Genomic DNA, 19,909 nt, shown 5'->3' on the forward strand with positions numbered 1-19,909 from the left:
TCAGGCATAGCGTTCTCTGTTCTGAGGTTGAATGGGCCAGTCTGCCGCCTTGCCATAAGCACCCGCCGGCAACACATCACCAAAGGAAAAATGCCGTGGGCGCTCGACTGCTGCCAGGTGCTGTTCGCACCGCTGCTGCAGCAATTCACTTAATTCGTCCAGAGGCTGCAAAGGGTTCTCGGGAACAATAAATGCCTTCAGGCGCTGGCCTTCTGCCGGTGTCATCAACCGAACCCTGGCACTGGCAACTTCCGGCAAGCTTTCCAGCCACTGTTCAATCTGCCGGGGAAACACATTGATGCCTCCCACCTGCACGGCATGATCCTTACGCCCGATCGGGCAAAAATGCCGCTCATCAAACCATTGCAGATGATCCGGCAAACACACTGCCGGTGCGTTTTGCATGGAAGCATCCAGCAGCGAAGCCGGATGATGAGCATCACGTTGCCAGCGCGGCAACAGGGTAAAAGGTTGCTGGTGGTGCAAGCGGTAACCAACGCCTGCCGTTTCCGTGGCACCGTAAATTTCAGTGATGTTGCCCAACTGCTGCGCCAGCAAAGCCTCCAGCACCGCAGGATCAGCAGGACCAGTGGAAGTCAGCCCCATCACTCCGGCCGGGAACACCTTGCCACTGCGACTGATCTGAGCCCAGATAAAAGGATGGCCCACCAGCAGATCACCCGGCTGCAATTGCCTTTGCATCACCAGCTGCAAGGCCTGATGCCCCCGCACCACCGGTAGTTGATGGATATCCGGCAGCAACAAGGTAAACAGAAAGCCATAGATGTGGTGACAGGGCACCAGTGCAATCACACGCCGCACCGGTTGCTGCAACACATCCGTGAACACCGCATGAAAATGACCGACTTCATTTAACAGCGTCAGCCAGCGATGATCACACTGACTGGGAATGCCACTGCTGCCAGAAGTCTGGAAAGTCAGGTCACGGCTGCCCCGGGCACGAGACAGACGGATCAACTCAACCCACTCACCCAGGCTATCCTTGCGTAACAGATAATCTTCCACGCCGGTTTCGCGTAACTGGAAAAAATCAGTCACCCGGGTTGCCAAGGCCAGGCGCTCCAGTGAATCAGCACCCAGCGAAAGCGCAGCGGCGGACTGGCTGCGGCTGATACAAGTGGCATGATTCCACTGCTCGGCATGAACTTCATGCGCAGGCAAGCAACGCAGATGACCCAGCTCATCGGCCAGCAACGAACGCAAGACGTCCAGCAAGGCAGCAGCAGAAAGCTCTATCCGACTCATCAATCACTCCACTTGTTCAGCACTTGATCGGTCACAGGCGTTTTACAAACACCCAGTAGCTGTCACCGGTCAGGGCTTTTTTCATGTGCACCTTCACCTTGGTGGGCTGCATCTGATAGTCAAAAACATACTCAAACATCACGTTCAGGTTGCCCGCTTTCACACCTTGATCAAAGCGCCCCTTGAATTCAGGGCGATTGGTGCAGGGCGCCACATCACGAAAAAAGCTTTTGCCGATCACATCCTGCGGCTTGCGCCCGGTGATATCACCCTCGGCTGCGTTGTATTGCAGAATCTTGCCTGCACCATCCAACTGAATGGCACCAAAGGCCAGGTCATCCAGCTGCTTATCTGACATTTTTGCCAGCAGGTTTTCGATGTTGTCTGAACCAAACGTCATGACTTCCATAACTCACCTCTACGCTGTGATTAACATTTGCCACATTCACATCATTGAACACCGAAAACGTCTTGTCAAATATTTGTATAGGTTTTTGTACAAAAACAAATCCTCATCTCGCTGCCGCGCGGCACTTGATTCTGTATAGGTTATCCCATAGAATCACGCGTCCTTTCGTCTGGATGGCTCCCTGCACGAGGGTTACCGGAGCGTTTCCCTTCATACCAGGTTCAAGCAGCCCTTCTATCAACCAGACGAAATTGCTCAGTGGAGATCAACATGTACGCAGTAATCAAAACCGGCGGTAAGCAGTACCGTGTTCAGGAAGGCCAAACCCTGAAACTGGAAAAACTGGAAGTAGCCACTGGCGAACCCGTTGAATTCAACGAAGTTCTGCTGGTATCCGATGGCGAGAACATCAAAGTTGGCGCTCCGGTTGTAGCCGGTGCCAAAGTGACTGCCGAAGTGGTGGATCACGGTCGTGGCGACAAGATCCGCATCATCAAGTTCCGTCGTCGCAAGCATCACATGAAGCGTCAGGGCCACCGTCAGTGGTACACTGAAGTCAAGATCACCGGTATTGCCGGTTAATTGTTCACCTGAATTCGAGGTAAAGAGTCATGGCACACAAGAAAGCCGGTGGTAGTACACGTAACGGTCGCGATTCCGAAAGCAAACGCCTTGGCGTCAAGCTGTTTGGCGGTCAGGCTGTACAGGGTGGCAACATCATCATCCGTCAGCGCGGCACCAAGTTCCACGCCGGCACCAACGTTGGCATGGGCAAGGATCACACCCTGTTCGCCAAAGCCGAAGGCGTAGTCAAGTTTGAAGTGAAAGGCCCCAAGAACCGTCGCTACGTCAGCGTCGTTCCTGCCTGATCTTCACCCTGCAAGATCCGGCCTGAAGCGGAGCCCCGGCTCCGCTCAGTGCAACAAGGCTCCGCCCTCCCGGTGGAGCCTTTTTACATGGGAGCCTCTGAAACGGAGGTAACACCAGATGCAATTTGTAGATGAAGCAAGAATTGTTGTAGTGGCTGGCAAAGGCGGCAACGGCTGCATGAGTTTTCGCCGCGAAAAGTACGTGCCCAAAGGCGGCCCGGACGGTGGTGACGGCGGCCATGGCGGCAGCGTTTACCTGATCGGTGATGACAGCCTCAACACCCTGATCGACTTCCGCTTTCAGAAACGCTACCAGGCCCAGAGCGGTGAGCCGGGGCGCGGCAGCCAGTGTTCCGGCAAGGCCGGTGACGACCTGTATGTCAAAGTACCGGTGGGCACCTCCATCGTGGATGAAGACACCCTGGAAATCATCGGTGACATCACCGCCGTTGGACAAACCCTGCTGGTTGCCCAGGGCGGCCAGCGCGGTCTTGGCAACATCCACTTCAAATCCTCCACCAACCGTGCGCCCCGCCAGACCACCAAGGGCACACCCGGTGAAGAACGCAATCTGCATCTGGAACTCAAGGTGATGGCCGACGTCGGCCTGCTGGGTCTGCCCAATGCCGGCAAATCCACCCTGATCCGTGCCGTTTCCGCAGCCAAACCCAAGGTTGCCAACTATCCCTTCACCACCCTGGTACCCAACCTGGGCGTGGTCAAGGTGGGCACCCACCAGCATTTTGTCATGGCCGATATTCCCGGCCTGATCGAAGGCGCCTCCGAAGGCAGTGGCCTGGGCTTTAAATTCCTGCGCCACCTGACCCGCTGCCGCCTGCTGCTGCATGTGGTGGATGTCGCCCCGATGGATGAAAGTGATCCGGTTGAATCGGTACGCATCATTGCCCGCGAACTGCAGACCTACAGCCAGACCCTGTCCGAGCGTCCACGCTGGCTGGTGCTGAACAAGCTGGACCTGCTGCCGGATGAAGAAGCCGAAGCCGCCTGTCAGGCCATCCTGCAGGAACTGGACTGGCAAGGCCCGGTATTCCGCATTTCTGCCATCAGCGGCAAGGGCACCGAGCGTTTGAGCCAGGCCATCATGCAATGGCTGCTGGAACGTCGTGCCGAAGAAGCCGCCAACCCGGATGCCGCCGAAGCAGAACAACAGATGCGTGAACGCATGGAAGCTGAAGCCGTGGCCCGTGTTGAAGCCTGGCTGAACCGTCGCCACAAGCGCAAACCCGGCGAAGTGGAAGACGAGGATGATGATGATTTTGACGACGACGATTATGACGTCGAAGTGGAATATGTCCGCTGATTTTTGACTCGCATTCAGGAATGCACCATGCCGCTGACCAGTGAACGCCAACACCTGACCCAAAGCCGCCGCATTGTCGTGAAAATCGGCAGCGCCCTGCTCACCAACGACGGCCAGGGGCTGGACGTTAATGCCATCAATGGCTGGGTGGAGCAGATGGTGGCCTTGAAGCGTGAAGGCCGCGAACTGCTGCTGGTCACCTCCGGCTCCGTGGCCGAAGGCATGGTCAGGCTGGGCTGGAAACAGCGCCCGAAAAGCATTCATGAACTGCAGGCCGCGGCTGCAGTCGGCCAGATGGGCCTGATTCAGACCTGGGAAAGCGCCTTTAAACAACACGGCATCAAAAGCGCCCAGATCCTGCTGACCCACGATGACCTGTCCAACCGCAAACGCTACCTGAACGCCCGCAGCGCCCTGCGCACACTGGTCGATCTGGATGTGGTGCCGATCATCAATGAAAACGACACCGTGGTCACTGATGAAATCCGCTTTGGTGACAACGACACCCTCGGCGCTCTGGTGGCCAACCTGCTGGAAGCCGACACCCTGATCCTGCTCACCGACCAGCCCGGTCTGTTTGATGCCGACCCCCGCAAGAAGGCTGATGCCCGCCTGATTCCACAGGGCCGCGCTGAAGACCCGGAGTTGCTGGCTGTCGCCGGTGATGGCGGCGCACTGGGACGCGGCGGCATGTTCACCAAGGTACGTGCTGCACGACTGGCTGCCCGCTCCGGTGCTCGCACCGTCATTCTCGGTGGCCGCACCGAGCAGGCGCTCAGCCGACTGTTTGCCGGTGAAACCCTCGGCACCCTGCTGCTGCCGGAAGATGAACCCATCACCGCCCGCAAACGCTGGCTGGCCGGCCACCTGCAGGAACGCGGTGTACTGGTGCTGGATGCCGGTGCCGTGAAAGCCCTGCAACAAGGCGGCAGAAGCCTGCTGCCGGTTGGCGTCAAAGAAGTGCGCGGCAAATTCCTGCGTGGTGAACTGGTGGTCTGCGTTGATGAAAGTGAACGCACCCTTGCCAAGGGGCTGGTCAACTACTCCGCTGAAGAAGCCCGCCTGCTGGCCGGACAACCCAGCAACCAGATTGAAAAAATCCTCGGCTACATCGAAACCCCCGAACTCATCCACCGCGACAACCTGGTGGTAGTCTGATGCATCACCAGCCCAACAACCCCCTGCACGGCATCACGCTGGAGCAACTGCTGACCGAACTGCAACAGCAACTGGGGTGGGAAGGGCTGGCCGCCGAAATCAACATCAACTGCTTCAAAAGCGACCCCTCCATCAAATCCAGCCTCAAATTCCTGCGCCGCACCCCCTGGGCCAGAGAACAGGTAGAACAACTCTACATTCGCCTCAAACACTGACAACTGCTGCAAACCTACTGACAAACCAGCGATAGCCAACCGGCTGCAGCCTTCTGCTGCCAGAAAATCAGGTGTTGCCATTAAAAGGCATGTTTGATAAAAGGGAATCAGAAAGGACACACCCACACGCAGGATGCGAAACAGAACACCTCACATCCAGCACTGAACGTCCTTGAAAAGCCTAGCATCGCTCAGAAGTTTTTGTGTGCCTGCTTTGCATCGAAAACAAAAAAATTAAGACGCAAAAATAGATAGATAGATAGATAGATAGATAGGGCGATACAAGCAGAAAAACAGGCGCGTGTCTAAGAATTGATTCGAGCATGCGTGGCTGCACCCGCGAACTGCAAAGTGTGCAAGCTTAAGAAAAACCCCAGCAGCGAGGCCAGAGCTGGTGAGTGATCCAGTAGCAATCATTTCCGCTATCGCAGCAATTCTTAGCGCTATTGGCGGAGGTATAGCTTGTATTGCTGCCTTTCGCTCAGCGAAGCATGCAAAAGATACTTTTGATGCCGGTGAGCTATCTGAAAAGAGATTGCTGCTGCGCCAACTGTCTATCACAGCTCATGAAGTGGCTGTCGAAGTCGATCGCATAAAGTGGGTTGCTCAGGGTTTGCATATCTCTTACAAGACGTTGTTCACCTTTGCAGGGCAGTTCAATAGCTCGAGGCAACAGATGTATGAACGAGATATAGACGCCAAAATGCGAGAAGCTGATAACCTTCTTGAGAAGGCAAAGCCATTTACAAATTTTCAGGATTCGCTACTGAATGGTCCGTTAGAGGAAATCGCATCGCGAGAGGTGAAAATTGCGCAAGCCTTACTGAGGGCGAGGATCATAAGAGAGAAATTGGAGGGAGAACAGCGTTCAGTGGAAGTTCAGAACCAAGCTAATCAAGAGCGCACACCAAGTAGTCGTGGCAAGTAACCGCATAACAAGCCGATCCTGAGAGAGCCCAGTGGAAACTTTAGGAATAGTACTTTCGAGCGCTTTCATCGCAACTATACTTTCATCAGCAGTAACGGTTTATGTCTCTCGCTTGGGGTACAAGGATGCGTACTACGAGAAGCTCATTGATAAGCGCCTGCTGGCACACGACGAAATTGGTGCCCTGATTTCGGTGTTGAAAACGTCCATTCAAGACCCGCAGAGCACGGATCGCCGGACCTATCACCAGATTTTCGCACTTGGATATGACAACTTTTGCAAAGTCAGCGCCATGTTCGGCTCCGATACTCACTCCCAGTGGGTTACTAATCGAACAAGGGAAGCTCTACTGAAAATAAATCGTGAGTTCTTTCGCTGTAGCCTTTTGTACGACCAATTTAACGAAGACCTGGTCAAGGTCGGGAAGACTGAGTATAAGGAAATTGCGAGGCTCCGCGACGAACTTGAAGAATCGCTTTTGGCAGAGTTGCCAGAGCTGCACCTGATTGACAAGTTCCTCGCCGGGAAGGTTGTTGAGAAAGAGATTAGTGAGATTGATCTGATGAAGAGGCCATCTGGTGACGAGGCATAACAATCTATTCCTGGGCGACCAAGGGCCCAGTCACGGCATTTGCAGGAGCAACCGCCACCCCAATTCACTTTGATGCCAGAAAAAAGGCATTAGTTACTTAAGATTATGAGGGAAAGCTCTTGAGTGAACACCGAAATTTCTTTAACTGGCTATTTTCTTTAGGTTTTTTGGAAAGGGAAGAAAAGAATGCTATTCAAAAGCTAAAAATGAGTATGAGGGCGACTGCAAAATGTCGTTACTATGCGGCTTCACGCCTTCAAAGGCAGGGTAGATTTTCATTCTTTACTACCACAGTTTTGTCTTTAGGGCTAATTTTTATTCCATTGATGCAGAACTCGGGTGTTACACTTGCATACAACTCGAGTGTGTTAGGCATGATGCAAATATTCTTAGCAGTATCTGTATTAGTTTATTCTGTTGTTATTGCAACGGCCCGTTATGATGTTAGGGCTGAAAAGTTAACAGAATGTGGTGACAAACTAAAGGAACTTATTAGGGCTATTGACAGGGAGGCTGAGAGAGAAGATTCAATTTCTGATTCAGAGTTGAAGGTTTACCAAGATAGATACTCTGATATCACTACCGATACAGAAAATCATATATTTTCTGATTACAAGTTTGCAATGTTGGAGATGAGTAGAGACTATAGGATTACTGGTCTTAAGAGGCTTCAGATATGGGTAGTGGCAATGGTTCAGTCTTATATTCCACTGGCATTACCTGCTTTGTTATTGATTATTGAGACTGCCTTTATAACCGATATGGTCGGTGCAACACAAGTATTTACGGAATATCTAAACGGTGATCAAGTAAATCGCTAAAAACTTCTGAACACAGAAAAATCTCTCGCTTCACTCATAATCTTACGGCGAAAAACATTATAAGCAAGGGTTAATAATCAGCAGCACTGTCGAAAAAATAAAAAACCGAAATTAGCTGACTTTAAAATTAAACCACCAAACTCAAAAGGCAATGAAATGGATAACTTAATCATAACCGGCTTAATGGCCGTGGCAATTCTGGCCATATTAGGGCTTGGAATTAAAGTTATAATCAACTTCAAATCTGGAAGCAAAAGCAACTTTAAAAATGTACAAGCTGGCGGCGACATCGTGGGTCGAGACAAGGTTCAAAAGTAGATGATTAGTTGGCTCAGAAATATTACAGCGGGCGGAGATGTTATTGGAAGGGACAAGATAATAAATATCTTACCAGTTCCCACACAGATGGATCTATTGTCTCAAAAATATGTTGAAGAAAAAACAAATCAAGAAGTTACTTATTTAATTATTGATGAGCTAAATCACTATAATAATAAAAAGTACGATATTCGAGATCTGGCTGAAAAGCTTGAAGATGCTGGATTCGGTTATTTAATTGAAGTCGGAGAGGAACTAAAGGAAGAAGTTAGTAAGTTAATTATCCGCAATCAGCATTACAAGTCCGCCCAGAAGATCATTACTTACTTACTGGCCGAAGTTGAGTCGATTTTTAACGCAAATATTAAGAGCAAGCTACTTGGTGTACGGGAAGAAGCTGTAGTGAGGCTCCTTTTCAGAACACACCTTGAGAAAGAAATTCAAGCTCACCTAGGTGATAATGTTTTGGAGATTTTTAATCGTCAAATCAATGGAATGGTTTATTTCCTTACAGGTAATTGCCACTTGGAGTGGAAGTGATGCTTTTATACAACAAAGCCTTGGATGCAAACCACACACTGCTGCGCATGACAGCATTACTAATTTCTTGGAAGGAGAAAAGTTTAGACGGTGATGCATTGCGATTGTTTGACTTCTTAATCGCAAACCCTGCACATATTCAAAAACTGTCTGTGCCAAGAGATGAGCTTACCGATAAAAATGAGTTTAAAAATTACAAAAACCGATATCAGAACTTTGATCCAAAAAGCCTTTTCAATGCGATGAAAGAGATACATTGTCTTGCTATTGAACGTTTTGTTGACCTTGGAGTTTTACAAATAGATAAAAATTCTTCGGAATACAATGTATTTATTGAAAATATTCCAGAGGGACTAAAGAGCTTAGCTGAATCAAAAGAAAACAGCATATCTAGCCAGACAATTGATTTCATCGTAGATAATTTAGCATCAATTTCAGTTACAGGCTCCAATGGTTTGAAAAAAATAACAAGTTTAATGGATTACAAACACGATGTTAATTAAACCCACCTTGAAGATCGAGAGGCTTCACGTAAAAAGAGGCTCTATAATTGCTTTTGACGAACCTTTTCATAATGGTGTTAATGTATTATGCGGGAAGAATGGTTCAGGAAAAACCTCTGTTATTCAACTTTTAATGTATGGACTAGGCTATGAAGTACCAAACTGGAAAGAGGAAGCGGGCCTTTGTGACAATATCTATGTGGAGTTAAAAGTCAATGGAAGCCCCGTTACCATTAGACGTAAAAACAATGGCTCAGATAAACAATCAATGGATTTTTGTTTTTCGGAAATGGATGCAGCATTAGCCTCCCCTCACAAAAATTGGTTTAATTATCCGTATGCAATAGGAAGCAAACCTAGTTTTTCTCAACAATTATTTGATATGCTTGGCTTACCCGAAGCAAAAGCAGACGCAAACAATAACAATGTAACCTTGCATCAAATATATCGACTCATTTATTCGGATCAATCAAACACATCCAGCGCCATATTTAACAACGAACCATTCGATTCTGCATTTAAAAGGGAGTCTGTAGGAAAATACCTATTAGGATTATATGACAATGAGCTTTATGACGCAAAGATAAAACTTGCAGAAGAAGATAAAAAACTACAAAAGATAATTGCAAAACTTCAGGCAATTTATTCGGTTCTTGGAAAAACTTCTTTTGCTGAAGACATCGGAACCATTGAAGAACAGAAGAAAAATATACTAAACAAAATAGCCTCTATCAATATTGCAATTATAGAGGCTAAAGAGGAGTCTTTGATTTCATACAGTTCCGATAAAAAAGAAACAGAATCCTCAGCAAAAGATAGCGTAGCAATCCGCAACAAACTGCTGGAAGTAGAAACCGAAATTCAACAATTGAATTACAACATACTGGATTCTGAAGAATTCGTATCTGAACTTATTGACAAACAGAGTGCATTAAGGGACTCAATTAAAGTTGGAAGCTTGATCGATGGTTTCGAATTTTCATCGTGCCCAAGTTGTCATAAGCCACTCAAAGAAAAAGTCAAGGATCGCTGTGGCTTGTGTGGCGAACCGAGAGAATCAATAGGCAGTTCGAATGGCCTCCTAAGAATGAAGAATGAAATAGAAATCCAGCTTCGTGAGTCTGAAAAGTTATTGGAGAAGAAAAAGCAGAAACTAACGGAGCTAACAACTAAGCGAAAGGAACTAAGAACCTCATTCAGAAAACAAGTCAGCAAAGTTACTGCAACTATGAGCTCTGTTGACGCCAGTAAAGAAAAGCAGATTTTTGATCTTTACCGACAAACAGGTGAGCTTGAAGAGAAACTTCAAACATTAGATAAGATTGCTGAGCTTCATCAGTCTTTACTCGAATTGCGAGATGAAAGATACGTTGTTCAGTCTGAAGTTAACCGGCTTAATGACAAAATCGAATTGATTGGAAAACAAAGATTACATCGTGAACCTGAAGTTCAGGCGCTTATATCAAAGAGGCTGTGTGAGTTGCTTCGAAAAGATAATGGTTCAGAAAAAGAATTCAAAAATGCAGAGTATGCAGAGTTTGATTTTGCTGCCAACAGTGTGTCAGTGAACGGAAAAACAGCCTTCTCAGAAAGTGGAATAGTCTTGTTAAATAACGCGTTTCATGTCGCTCTATTGATGGCCTCACTTGAAAAAAATTATGTACGTCTCCCCAGATTATTGGTTCTCGATGGCATTGAAAATGGCGGAATGGAAGATGACCGCTCGAAGAACTTTCAAAAAGTCGTAGTCGAGGCTCTATCCAGTTACGAAGTAGATTATCAATTGGTCTTTGCGACAAAAAACATTGATGAAAGCTTAAAATCAAAGGATTATATGATTGGTGAGGAATACAGTGAGCCTAACAAAAGCTTAAAATCTTTCAGTTAATTTTTCTATATATGACTGTAGAGGAAAATGAACTTATAACACCTATGAGCCTTCTGGCTGTCAATAGAACGTAGGGGGTTTTTATTGGCCGCGTCAGCGGCCAACATCAAGACCCTGAGCCAGTGATCCTACTTCATCTGTCATCGTTGGCTGTTGGTGGGTTACAGCAAACACCTATTGAGGCTCTCTTAACGTGGTGGTTCACCACTGCCAGACCAGGTTGCTCCTTACAGGTTTTCACTGGGTCATTACATTTCCGCCATTGCCGCGGCAGCCCCCGGTAATCCCCCCCCTTTACTTTGCCCCTCTTTAGTTGCACATCCCGCGCGCCCGCCTTTGCATGGCACCTCTGATGTGTATAATGTGTACAATGAACAGTAAAGACATCATCAAAAAACTGAAAGCAGAAGGCTGGGTGCTTCACCATGTGAAAGGTGATCATCATCAGTTCAAGCACCCTGCTCGCACGACCAAGGTTACTGTTCCTCATCCTGAAAAAGACCTGCCAATAGGGACTGTGCGCAGCATCTATCGCCAAGCGGGCTGGGAGTGGAAATAGCATGAAATACCCCATTGTGATTCACAAAGACAACGACACTGACTTTGGTGTGACTGTCCCTGATGTGCCAGGCTGCTTTTCGGCAGGCACTACATTAGAAGAAACCATTGAAATGGCTCACGAGGCCATCGAGTGCCATTTGGAAGGAATGCTGATGGATGGCGAAGCAATTCCGCTTCCTTCTGCAATCGAAACACACCATCAGAACCAGGATTATGCCGGGGGCATCTGGGCTTTGGTTGATATCGATCTTTCAAAGCTTTCGGTGAAGTCCAGGCGTGTGAACATCACCATTCCTGAGCGCCTGTTAAACGCGGTTGATCATTATGCCAAAAAGCATGGTGAGTCACGCTCTGGTTTGTTAGCCCAGGCAGTGACTGAGTACATGGCAACCCATCGGTAAAACAGACCTCCATAACGCTCCTTTTAAGCATCCCTCATATCCAGGGTGACCGACAGGTCACCCTGCTTTGCGACGCACCCGCACAAAGCAGCTTAGAATGCTGCTATACACCTGCATGACAGGTGACTTACAAAAACAACAAAACGGGTCGGTTTTTATGCCTGAAACAGGGCCGATCCAGGGGAAATGCCAGTCATGAACATCAAAAGCAAATTGATTCTGCTGTCCTGTGCCATGGCACTCTTGCCCTTGTTGGTGGCCATCAGCATTTTTGGCACCATGGCCACCAACATTGCCGGTGGTGCTCTGGAAAACGCCGCCCGCAATAATCTGGTGTCGCTGCGCGATGCTCAGAAAAGCCGCTTGGAAGACTACTTCGGGCAGATGGGTGAGCAGTTGCTGACCATGGCGGACAACCCCACCACCATTAACGCCCTGAAGGTATTCAACACCTTTTACAATCCGGTGGTGACCGGTGCGGATGTGAATGCCCTGCGTGAAGCGGTGAGCCACTACTATCAACAGCAGTTGCCGGGGCGCTGGCAGCCACTGAACCCCGGTCGTTCATTAAACACCGACAGCCTGCTGGAAGCACTGGATAACCCCGGCATTGTGCTGCAGCATCACTACCTGACCAACAACCCCAGCCCGGATGCCCGCCAGAAGATGGATGTGGCGGATGACGGCTCTTTTTACAGCCGCAACCACCAGCGTTTTCATCCGTTTTTCCGTCGTTATGCAGAAGCCTTCCACTACGATGACATTCTGCTGATCAACCCTGAAGGCCAGGTGATTTATTCGGTGTTCAAGCACCTGGATTTTGCCACCAACCTGACTCAGGCCGCCCACGCCGAAAGCGGTCTGGCGCAGGTGTTTAACAAGGCCACCAGCCTGCAGGCCGGGCAGCTGGCATTTGTAGATTTTCAGTCCTACACCCCGGCTTATGGGCTGGCAGCGGCTTTTGTGGCCACGCCGGTGATTGAAAATGATCAGTTACTGGGTGTGCTGGTGTTTCGCATGCCGGTGGCCCAGATCAATACCATGCTGACCCATCAGCGCCGCTGGCGTGATGCCGGTATGGGGCAGAGCGGCGAAACCTATCTGGTCGGCAGTGACCTCACCGCACGCAGCCTCAGCCGTTCGTTGCTGGAAAACACCCCGGCTTACCTGCGTCGACTGCAGGCCACCGGCCAGCCTGAAGCGCTGATTCGCACCATTGAGGCACGCAGCAGCAACCTGGCGCTGCAACGCATTGACACCCCGGCGGTCCAGCAGGCGCTCAGAGGGCAGAGCGGCCTGGAGGCTTTCACCGGTTATCAGGGGCGCGAGGTGTTGTCTGCCTTCACTCCGGTGGATGTGTTTGGCAGCCGCTGGGTGTTGCTGAGTGAAATGGATCGCAGTGAAGCCCTGCAGGGGGATGGTGAACAACAGATCGGCAGCCGCATTCTGATGACTGCGGTGGTGATGTTCATGGTGATTGCGGCGGTGGCCGTGGCGCTGGGTTTGTACTTCTCCCAGGCCCTGACTCGCCCGATCATTGCACTGAGCAAAACCCTGCAGGCGGTGGAATCCGGCAGTGATCTGACCCTGCGCGCCAGCGTCAGCTCGAAAGATGAGATTGGTGGCATGGCGCAGGCATTCAACGCCATGATGGAAAAAATCAGCAGCCTGATCCGTGAAGTGGCCAGCTCTGCCGGGCAACTGGATGTCACCGCATCCCGCACCTCATCACTGGCCAGCCACAATGCCGACAATGTGGAACAGCAAAAGGCAGAGACCGATCAGGTGGCCACGGCCATGAACCAGATGACTGCCACCGTCACCGAGGTGGCCAACCATGCCGCCAGCGCTGCCGGTGCTGCCAATGCGGCCGCGCAGGAAGTGCAGAATGGCCGCGAAGTGGTGCAGCAGAACTCTGATTCCACCAGCCGCCTGGCCGAACAGATCGAAGCCGCCGCCCAGGTCATCAACAACCTTGGCAAGGACTCGGAAAACATCGGTGGTGTGCTGGAGGTCATCAAGACCATTGCCGAGCAGACCAATCTGCTGGCATTGAATGCGGCCATTGAGGCAGCCCGTGCCGGTGAACATGGTCGTGGTTTTGCGGTGGTGGCCGATGAAGTCCGCACCCTGGCGTCACGCACGCAGCAGTCGACGCTGGAAATTGAAGAGACCATCCTGAAACTCCAGACCGCTGCCCGTGAAGCAGTGGCCATGATTGAAACCAATCGTGAGCGCGCCCAGCGCGGGGTGGATCGTGCGGCACAGGTGATGGCTTCGCTGGATGCCATCACCCAGTCGGTGAATACCATCAATGAAATGAACACCCAGATTGCCAGCGCTGCAGAGCAGCAGTCTGCCGTGTCTGATGAGATCAATCGCAACATCCTGAGCATCAGCAGCATTTCCGAGCAGACCGCATCCGGCACGGAGGAAACCACTCAGGCTGCACGCGAGCTGGCACAACTGGCATCCGGCCTGAAAAAACTGGTCGGCCAGTTCCGGGTTTAACGCCCGGTTGATGTAACATCGGGGGGCTGTTCCAGCGGCGGTGGATTATGCTAGAATCCGCCTCCCTTTGATTTGATCCCAGTGCGCAAGCTCGTTTCTTCGCCCAGGGTACAGGTTTTCGGGACATCCAGCCGGATCAACCGGTTATTACGATCATCAGAAAGACTCCAAGGAGTTATCGTGGCCAACATCAAGTCTGCCAAGAAGCGTGCGCTTCAGTCCGAAAAACGTCGCCTGCACAACGCCAGCCAGCGTTCCATGGTTCGTACCCACATCAAGCGTGTACTGAAAGCAGTTCACACCGGTGACTGGGAAAAAGCCATGGCTGAATTCCGCACTGCTCAGCCGGTTATTGACCGCATTGCTGACAAGGGTGTATTCACCAAGAACTGGGCTGCCCGTACCAAGAGCCGCCTGAACGCTCGTGTGAAAGCACTGAAAGCAGCCTGATCCAACTGGGCTGTTTGTAGAAAAACCGGCATAATGCCGGTTTTTTTATGGGCATTTTTCCGGCTGATGGCCTGACGGCCATGACTGGGCGAGATCATGGACAGCACACCCGAAACCACACCAGAACACAATACACCACCGCCTGTCCGGCGACGTGGGCTGCTGGGCTCGGGTCTGATTGTCAGTGCCATGACCTTCATTTCGCGCATCCTCGGGCTGGCCCGCGACATTGTGATTGCTTCGCTGGTGGGTGCCGGTGGTGCAGCCGATGCTTTTTTTGTTGCCTTCAAGATCCCCAATTTCTTACGCCGCCTGTTTGCCGAAGGGGCGTTTAACCAGGCATTCATTCCGGTGCTGGCGGAATACGCGGAAAAGAAAACCCGTGCCGAAATCCGCCGCCTGATTGATGCCGTTGCCGGTTGCCTGGGGCTGTCACTGATTGCCCTGACCAGCCTGGCGATGCTGGCTTCACCGCTGCTGGTCTGGCTGTTTGCTCCCGGTTTTGCCAGCGACCCGGACAAACAGGCATTAACCGCTGACCTGCTGCGCATCACCTTTCCTTACCTGCTGCTGATTTCGCTGACGGCTTTTTCCGGCAGCATTCTGAACACCTGGGGGCGTTTTGCCATTCCCGCCATCACCCCGGTGTTTCTGAACCTGAGCCTGATCGGTTGCGCCCTGTTCCTGACACCGCTGATTGGTTCTGCGGCTGAAGCCCTGGCCTGGGGGGTGTTGATTGCCGGCATGGTGCAACTGGCGTTTCAGTTACCCTTTCTGGCTCATGCCGGGCTGTTGCCACTGCCCCGCCCGCAATGGAAACATGAAGGGGTTCGGCGCATCCTCAAACTGATGACCCCGGCACTGTTTGGGGTGTCAGTCAGCCAGATCAACCTGCTGCTGGATACCATCCTTGCTTCCTTCCTGACCGATGGCAGTGTCGGCTGGTTGTATTACGCTGATCGACTGGTGGAGTTGCCGCTGGGGGTATTCGGCATTGCCATTGCCACGGTGATTCTGCCCACCTTGTCGCGCCAGCACGCCACCGCTGATGCCGAAAAGTTTTCTCGACTGCTGGACTGGGCAGTGCGCATGGTGCTGCTGATTGGCCTGCCTGCTGCTGCAGCGCTGGTGATTCTGGCAGAGCCGCTGCTGATCACCCTGTTCCAGTACGGTGCCATGACTGCCCATGATGTGCGCATGGCAGCGCTGGCCTTACAGGCGTATGCACTGGGCCTGCTGGCCTTCATGCTGATCAAGGTGCTGGCACCGGGTTATTTTGCCCGCCAGGACACCCGCACACCGGTCCGAATCGGCATCAAGGCCATGGTGGCCAACATGGTGTTCAACCTGCTGCTGATCATCCCGCTGGCCCATGCCGGTCTGGCACTGGCCACGGCGGCATCCGCCTTTCTGAATGCCTACTGGCTGGCACGCGGGCTGCGCAAGGAAGGGGTGCTGCACTGGTCATCCGGCTGGGGGCGTTATGCCCTGCAACTGCTGGCTGCACTGCTGATGATGGTGGCACTGCTCTGGTGGTTATCTCCCGAGAGCCAGACCTGGCTGGACTGGAGCCTGAGTGAGCGGCTGCTGCGCATGACCCTGCTGGTGATCGGTGGTGCCGGTCTTTATGCCATCGCCCTGCTGGCTGTGGGCATTCGCTTGCGGCATCTTCGACACGGTTAAGCAGCCGTCAGGTCTGTGACATGATTAAGCCTGGCATTGCGTCACGGCTGTTTGCGTTAACCCCCAACACACGACCCAGATCAATAAAGCTGCTGCCCCTGCCACCCTGACGCCGCTGGAAACACCCGCCAAGAACAAACTGCTGCTGCACAGGAGTGTTTTGTTTCTTGCAGGGAGGCGTCCGCATGCAGCAACCCACTACTTTTTGTATTCCTGACACCAGCAGTGCCGAAACCGGTTATACCCTGATGGAGCTGCTGGTCAGTCTGTTGCTGGTCGCCTTGATGACCCTGGCGATCAGTCAGTATCTGTTAGCCAGCCAGCAACTCCAGCAGCAACTGCAACAGCAGGCACTGGCCGGTCGACTGGCGCTGGATCTGGCGGCACAACTGCAATCTCCAACCCTGAACAGCACCCAGCTGGCAGCAGCCTTGAGTCCATCACGCTGCCCTGCAACTGCACAAGGGTCACCGGATTTAACCCTCTGGTGTGAAGCCAGCGCTCGCCTGCCAGACCTTCGGGCATCCATCAGTGGCAGTGGTTCAGCCCGCCAGTTGACGCTGCAGTGGCAAGGACCGCACCGGCAGCAGCAATTGCAACGCTGGCTGCAGTTGTGAGTGACCCGCCATGTTGATGACTCACCTCACCCCCCGCCCCAGGCACTCTCAACACGGTTTCAACCTGGTGGAGCTGTTGCTGGTCAGTCTGCTGGGTGGATTGATACTGGTCGCGGCCAGCCAGGTTTATGCGGCGCTGGCCCAGCAGCAGTTGCGCCAACAGCTGTCATTGCAACTGGATCATCAGGCACGTCTGGCCGAGCTGGCATTAATACGTGATCTGGCAGCCGCCAGTGGGGTGGTGGCAGCAGGTGCTGCCAGTGCCGGTTACCCGTCCGGCAATCAGCACAGTCGGCAGGTCAACACCAGTAACGGCAACGGTCAGAGTGTGAGTTTTCACTTTCAATCCGCCACGGACTCTGACTGGTTGCTGGTGCAACAACCGGACACCGAAACACACCGATTGCTGAGCCTCTGGCATCGGGATCAAAAGAGCCAGGGCTGGGGACTGTCACATCAACCGGCAGCCGCAGGCAGCACCATTCCTTCCCAGACCATGATTCCCGAAGTGGAGCTGTTTCGGGTGCGCCTGCAGCACACTTCCGGTCAGTGGCAACGGCCGGGGCAGGTGAATGACTGGTCATCCATTCGCGGCATCCAGTTTGCCCTGCTGCTGAAATCCAGCCAGCCCTTGCCGGGGCATCAATCCACTCCTTTCACTTTATGGCAGGAAACCCTGCAACCCCCGCAGGATCAGTATCTGCGGATATTGCTGGTGCGCAGTGTTCACCTGCAGGAGGTGCAGCATGCTGCACCCTAAACCCGATCTGCCCTGCCACGAGCAGGGATTTTTGCTGGTGCCCCTGCTGGCACTGATGGCTGCTGCACTGCTGCTGATTCAGATGGCCACCACCAGCCTGAGCCAGAGCGCGCGCATTCATGCCAGCCAGATGGAGGGTGAACGCCTGCACAAACAGGCACTGCTGATCATCCGCAGGGTTGAACAGGATCTGCGCAACAACAGCGCCAATGCTTACACCCAGGCGCACCAGAGCCTTAACAATCCCGGTCAGCACGGGGTGATGCAAACGGGCTGTACTGCATCACGTTCCCTGCAGCAGCTTCCGGCTTTTTCACGCCTGAATCGTGAAGGCTGTCTGCAGCTTTATCGCCTGCAGCCCGGCAGCAACCCGGACCATCTGTTAACCCTTGAACTCAGGGGCGAACAGGGCACTCGCGCTCGCTGGCAGGTGGTGTTTCAGGCCAACAGTGAAGGCCAGCAAACCGCACGTCTGATGCGTGATTGCCTGGGTGCCCAGCGGAGCAGTTGCCAGTGAAACAACAGCAGGGCGGCATCAACCTGCTGGAGCTGCTGCTGGCACTGGCTATTCTGGCCATACTACTGGGTGTGGCCGTGCCTGCGGCCACCCGACAATTTGAAGCCCATCATCAGACAGCGGAACTGAACCGGCTGCTGGCAGTGATCCATCATGGTCGGCAGCTTGCCAGTTTACGCGGTGAAAGCCTGTTGCTCTGTCCCAGTCATCGTGGCCAGTCCTGCCAGAGCAGCGCTGCAGCCACCGGCAATCTGTTGTTGATCACTGAATCCGGCGAGCCATTGGCTTTTTTTAACGGTCAGGGGCACGGCATCAGTTTTCCGGCACATGAGGTTGTATTGCGTCCTTTGCCCCGCCGTGGCACCGGTGCCACCCTGCTGCCCTGTACCGGATTCCGGCAACAGGCACCCCGCGCCATCACCCTGTCGGCCACCGGTCGCACCCGCATCAATGACACACCCCCAACCAGCCTGATCAACCGTTGCAACGACTGAGGCCCGCCGCTGTTCGTGGCGGTCGCTTTTCTATATAATCCCGTGGTTATTTTTCCATCACTGTTATTCAACCCGGACCTTCATGGAACTGATTCGCGGCATCCACAATCTGCGCGCCTGGCATCGCGGCTGCGTGGCCACCATCGGCAACTTTGATGGGGTGCACCTTGGGCATCAGCAGATCCTTCAGCAGGTGAGGGAAATTGCTGCACGCCTGCGCCAACCGGCCACGGTGATGGTGTTTGAACCCCAGCCACGGGAGTTTTTTGCCGGAGACCAGGCACCACCACGCCTCAACCGCTTCCGCGAAAAGGTTGAACGCCTGACCGAATACGGTGCCGAACGCATTGTCTGCCTGCAGTTCACCAATCGCCTGCGCCGGTTGACCGGTGAGGCCTTTGTGAATGAAGTGCTGGTGAATGGTCTGGGCGTGCGCCATCTGGTGGTGGGTGATGACTTCCGCTTTGGCTGTGACCGTGCCGGTGATTTCCATCTGCTGGAAAAAATGGGACCAAAACACGGCTTCCATGTTGAGCACACTCACACCTTCCTGCTGGATGAAGAACGGGTGTCCAGCACCCGCGTACGCACCACGCTGGCCAGTGCCAATCTGGCCGGTGCTGCCCGTCTGCTGGGCCGCCCTTACAAGATTGCCAGCCGCGTGGTGCATGGCCAGAAACTCGGCCGCACCCTGGGGGTACCCACTGCCAACCTGCTGCTGGGTGATCGTAAACCGGCACTGAATGGTGTGTTCACCGTGATGGTGCGCCTGAGCAATGGCCTGTTGTGGCCGGGTGTTGCCAACATCGGTCTGCGCCCGACGGTGGATGGTGTGTTACCGGCCCTGGAAGTGCACCTGCCAGGATTCAATGCCGATCTTTACGGCAAACGGCTGGAAGTGTTTTTTCTGGCCAAGCTGCGCAACGAACAGAAATTTGATGGATTGGATGCCCTGAAAGCCGGTATCTCCAAAGATATTCAGCAGGCCATTCACTTTTTCCAGCGCCATGATGCCAACTGGCAACCCGGACAGGCCTGGCTGGCCACCGGTGTACCGCCTTTGCTGGCCACGGCACCCCTGTGACCT

At 52.7% G+C, this 19,909-nt stretch carries 23 protein-coding genes; 21 read left to right on the forward strand and 2 right to left on the reverse strand.

Annotation, left to right across the window (positions count from 1 at the left end; genetic code table 11):
- Nucleotides 1–1,266 (reverse strand): AMP-binding enzyme, encoded by a 1,266-nt coding sequence (locus tag BT114_RS10045; RefSeq protein WP_072326337.1) that lies wholly within the window; start codon nt 1,264–1,266, stop codon nt 1–3.
- Between the two features lie 31 nt (nt 1,267–1,297).
- Nucleotides 1,298–1,675 carry a photoactive yellow protein gene (gene pyp / locus BT114_RS10050; protein WP_072326338.1) on the reverse strand — a complete coding sequence of 126 codons (378 nt, stop codon included), beginning with the start codon at nt 1,673–1,675 and terminating at the stop codon, nt 1,298–1,300.
- Between the two features lie 270 nt (nt 1,676–1,945).
- On the opposite strand from pyp, the gene rplU reads away from it, so the two are divergent.
- The 21 genes from rplU to ribF all read left to right on the forward strand — a co-directional run bounded on the left by rplU (nt 1,946) and on the right by ribF (nt 19,906).
- Nucleotides 1,946–2,257, forward strand: a complete 312-nt coding sequence (rplU, locus tag BT114_RS10055) for a 50S ribosomal protein L21 (protein WP_072326339.1) — start codon at nt 1,946–1,948, stop codon at nt 2,255–2,257.
- 29 nt (nt 2,258–2,286) lie between these two features.
- Entirely contained in the window at nt 2,287–2,544 is a 258-nt protein-coding gene (gene rpmA / locus BT114_RS10060; protein WP_072326340.1) for a 50S ribosomal protein L27, read from the forward strand.
- A 118-nt stretch (nt 2,545–2,662) separates the two neighbouring features.
- The gene (gene cgtA, locus BT114_RS10065) at nt 2,663–3,865 is read left to right on the forward strand and encodes an Obg family GTPase CgtA (protein ID WP_072326341.1); all 1,203 of its coding nucleotides are present in this window, start codon (nt 2,663–2,665) and stop codon (nt 3,863–3,865) included.
- Nucleotides 3,866–3,892: 27 nt separating this feature from the next.
- Complete coding sequence (gene proB / locus BT114_RS10070) at nt 3,893–5,023, forward strand: glutamate 5-kinase (protein WP_072326342.1); 1,131 nt, start codon at nt 3,893–3,895, stop codon at nt 5,021–5,023.
- Nucleotides 5,020–5,238 (forward strand): VF530 family protein, encoded by a 219-nt coding sequence (locus tag BT114_RS10075; protein WP_143142816.1) that lies wholly within the window; start codon nt 5,020–5,022, stop codon nt 5,236–5,238. Before proB ends, BT114_RS10075 begins: the two co-directional genes overlap by 4 nt.
- A gap of 394 nt (nt 5,239–5,632) precedes the next feature.
- Entirely contained in the window at nt 5,633–6,166 is a 534-nt protein-coding gene (locus tag BT114_RS10080; protein ID WP_072326344.1) for a hypothetical protein, read from the forward strand.
- Nucleotides 6,167–6,197: 31 nt separating this feature from the next.
- Nucleotides 6,198–6,758, forward strand: coding sequence for a hypothetical protein (locus BT114_RS10085; protein ID WP_143142817.1), 561 nt, complete (start codon nt 6,198–6,200; stop codon nt 6,756–6,758).
- A gap of 119 nt (nt 6,759–6,877) precedes the next feature.
- On the forward strand, nt 6,878–7,579 hold the full coding sequence (locus tag BT114_RS10090; RefSeq protein WP_072326346.1) for an SLATT domain-containing protein: 702 nt from the start codon (nt 6,878–6,880) through the stop codon (nt 7,577–7,579).
- A 318-nt stretch (nt 7,580–7,897) separates the two neighbouring features.
- Nucleotides 7,898–8,437: an ABC-three component system protein gene (locus BT114_RS10095; protein WP_072326347.1), complete on the forward strand. Its 540-nt coding sequence runs from the start codon at nt 7,898–7,900 to the stop codon at nt 8,435–8,437.
- The gene (locus BT114_RS10100; RefSeq protein ID WP_072326348.1) at nt 8,437–8,940 is read left to right on the forward strand and encodes an ABC-three component system middle component 5; all 504 of its coding nucleotides are present in this window, start codon (nt 8,437–8,439) and stop codon (nt 8,938–8,940) included. The genes BT114_RS10095 and BT114_RS10100 overlap by 1 nt, the downstream gene beginning before the upstream one ends.
- Nucleotides 8,930–10,828, forward strand: a complete 1,899-nt coding sequence (locus BT114_RS10105; RefSeq protein ID WP_072326349.1) for a hypothetical protein — start codon at nt 8,930–8,932, stop codon at nt 10,826–10,828. Before BT114_RS10100 ends, BT114_RS10105 begins: the two co-directional genes overlap by 11 nt.
- A 370-nt stretch (nt 10,829–11,198) precedes the next feature.
- The gene (locus BT114_RS10110) at nt 11,199–11,387 is read left to right on the forward strand and encodes a type II toxin-antitoxin system HicA family toxin (RefSeq protein WP_072326350.1); all 189 of its coding nucleotides are present in this window, start codon (nt 11,199–11,201) and stop codon (nt 11,385–11,387) included.
- Nucleotide 11,388: 1 nt separating this feature from the next.
- A complete protein-coding gene (locus BT114_RS10115) occupies nt 11,389–11,790 on the forward strand; it encodes a type II toxin-antitoxin system HicB family antitoxin (RefSeq protein ID WP_072326351.1) in 402 nt (133 codons plus the stop codon).
- Between the two features lie 195 nt (nt 11,791–11,985).
- Nucleotides 11,986–14,301, forward strand: coding sequence for a methyl-accepting chemotaxis protein (locus tag BT114_RS10120; RefSeq protein ID WP_072326352.1), 2,316 nt, complete (start codon nt 11,986–11,988; stop codon nt 14,299–14,301).
- A 180-nt stretch (nt 14,302–14,481) separates the two neighbouring features.
- Entirely contained in the window at nt 14,482–14,751 is a 270-nt protein-coding gene (gene rpsT / locus BT114_RS10125) for a 30S ribosomal protein S20 (RefSeq protein ID WP_072326353.1), read from the forward strand.
- A 96-nt stretch (nt 14,752–14,847) separates the two neighbouring features.
- Nucleotides 14,848–16,434: a murein biosynthesis integral membrane protein MurJ gene (murJ, locus tag BT114_RS10130; RefSeq protein WP_072326354.1), complete on the forward strand. Its 1,587-nt coding sequence runs from the start codon at nt 14,848–14,850 to the stop codon at nt 16,432–16,434.
- Between the two features lie 185 nt (nt 16,435–16,619).
- Nucleotides 16,620–17,051 (forward strand): hypothetical protein, encoded by a 432-nt coding sequence (locus BT114_RS10140; RefSeq protein ID WP_072326356.1) that lies wholly within the window; start codon nt 16,620–16,622, stop codon nt 17,049–17,051.
- 10 nt (nt 17,052–17,061) lie between these two features.
- The gene (locus BT114_RS10145; RefSeq protein WP_072326357.1) at nt 17,062–17,811 is read left to right on the forward strand and encodes a prepilin-type N-terminal cleavage/methylation domain-containing protein; all 750 of its coding nucleotides are present in this window, start codon (nt 17,062–17,064) and stop codon (nt 17,809–17,811) included.
- Nucleotides 17,798–18,328, forward strand: coding sequence for a hypothetical protein (locus tag BT114_RS10150; protein ID WP_072326358.1), 531 nt, complete (start codon nt 17,798–17,800; stop codon nt 18,326–18,328). The genes BT114_RS10145 and BT114_RS10150 overlap by 14 nt, the downstream gene beginning before the upstream one ends.
- The gene (locus tag BT114_RS10155; protein WP_072326359.1) at nt 18,325–18,822 is read left to right on the forward strand and encodes a prepilin-type N-terminal cleavage/methylation domain-containing protein; all 498 of its coding nucleotides are present in this window, start codon (nt 18,325–18,327) and stop codon (nt 18,820–18,822) included. The genes BT114_RS10150 and BT114_RS10155 overlap by 4 nt, the downstream gene beginning before the upstream one ends.
- 82 nt (nt 18,823–18,904) lie before the next feature.
- Nucleotides 18,905–19,906, forward strand: coding sequence for a bifunctional riboflavin kinase/FAD synthetase (gene ribF, locus BT114_RS10160; protein ID WP_072326360.1), 1,002 nt, complete (start codon nt 18,905–18,907; stop codon nt 19,904–19,906).
- Nucleotides 19,907–19,909 lie beyond the last annotated feature (3 nt).

It is taken from the genome of Marinospirillum alkaliphilum DSM 21637, assembly GCF_900119735.1.
GTDB classification, from domain to species: domain Bacteria; phylum Pseudomonadota; class Gammaproteobacteria; order Pseudomonadales; family Halomonadaceae; genus Marinospirillum; species Marinospirillum alkaliphilum.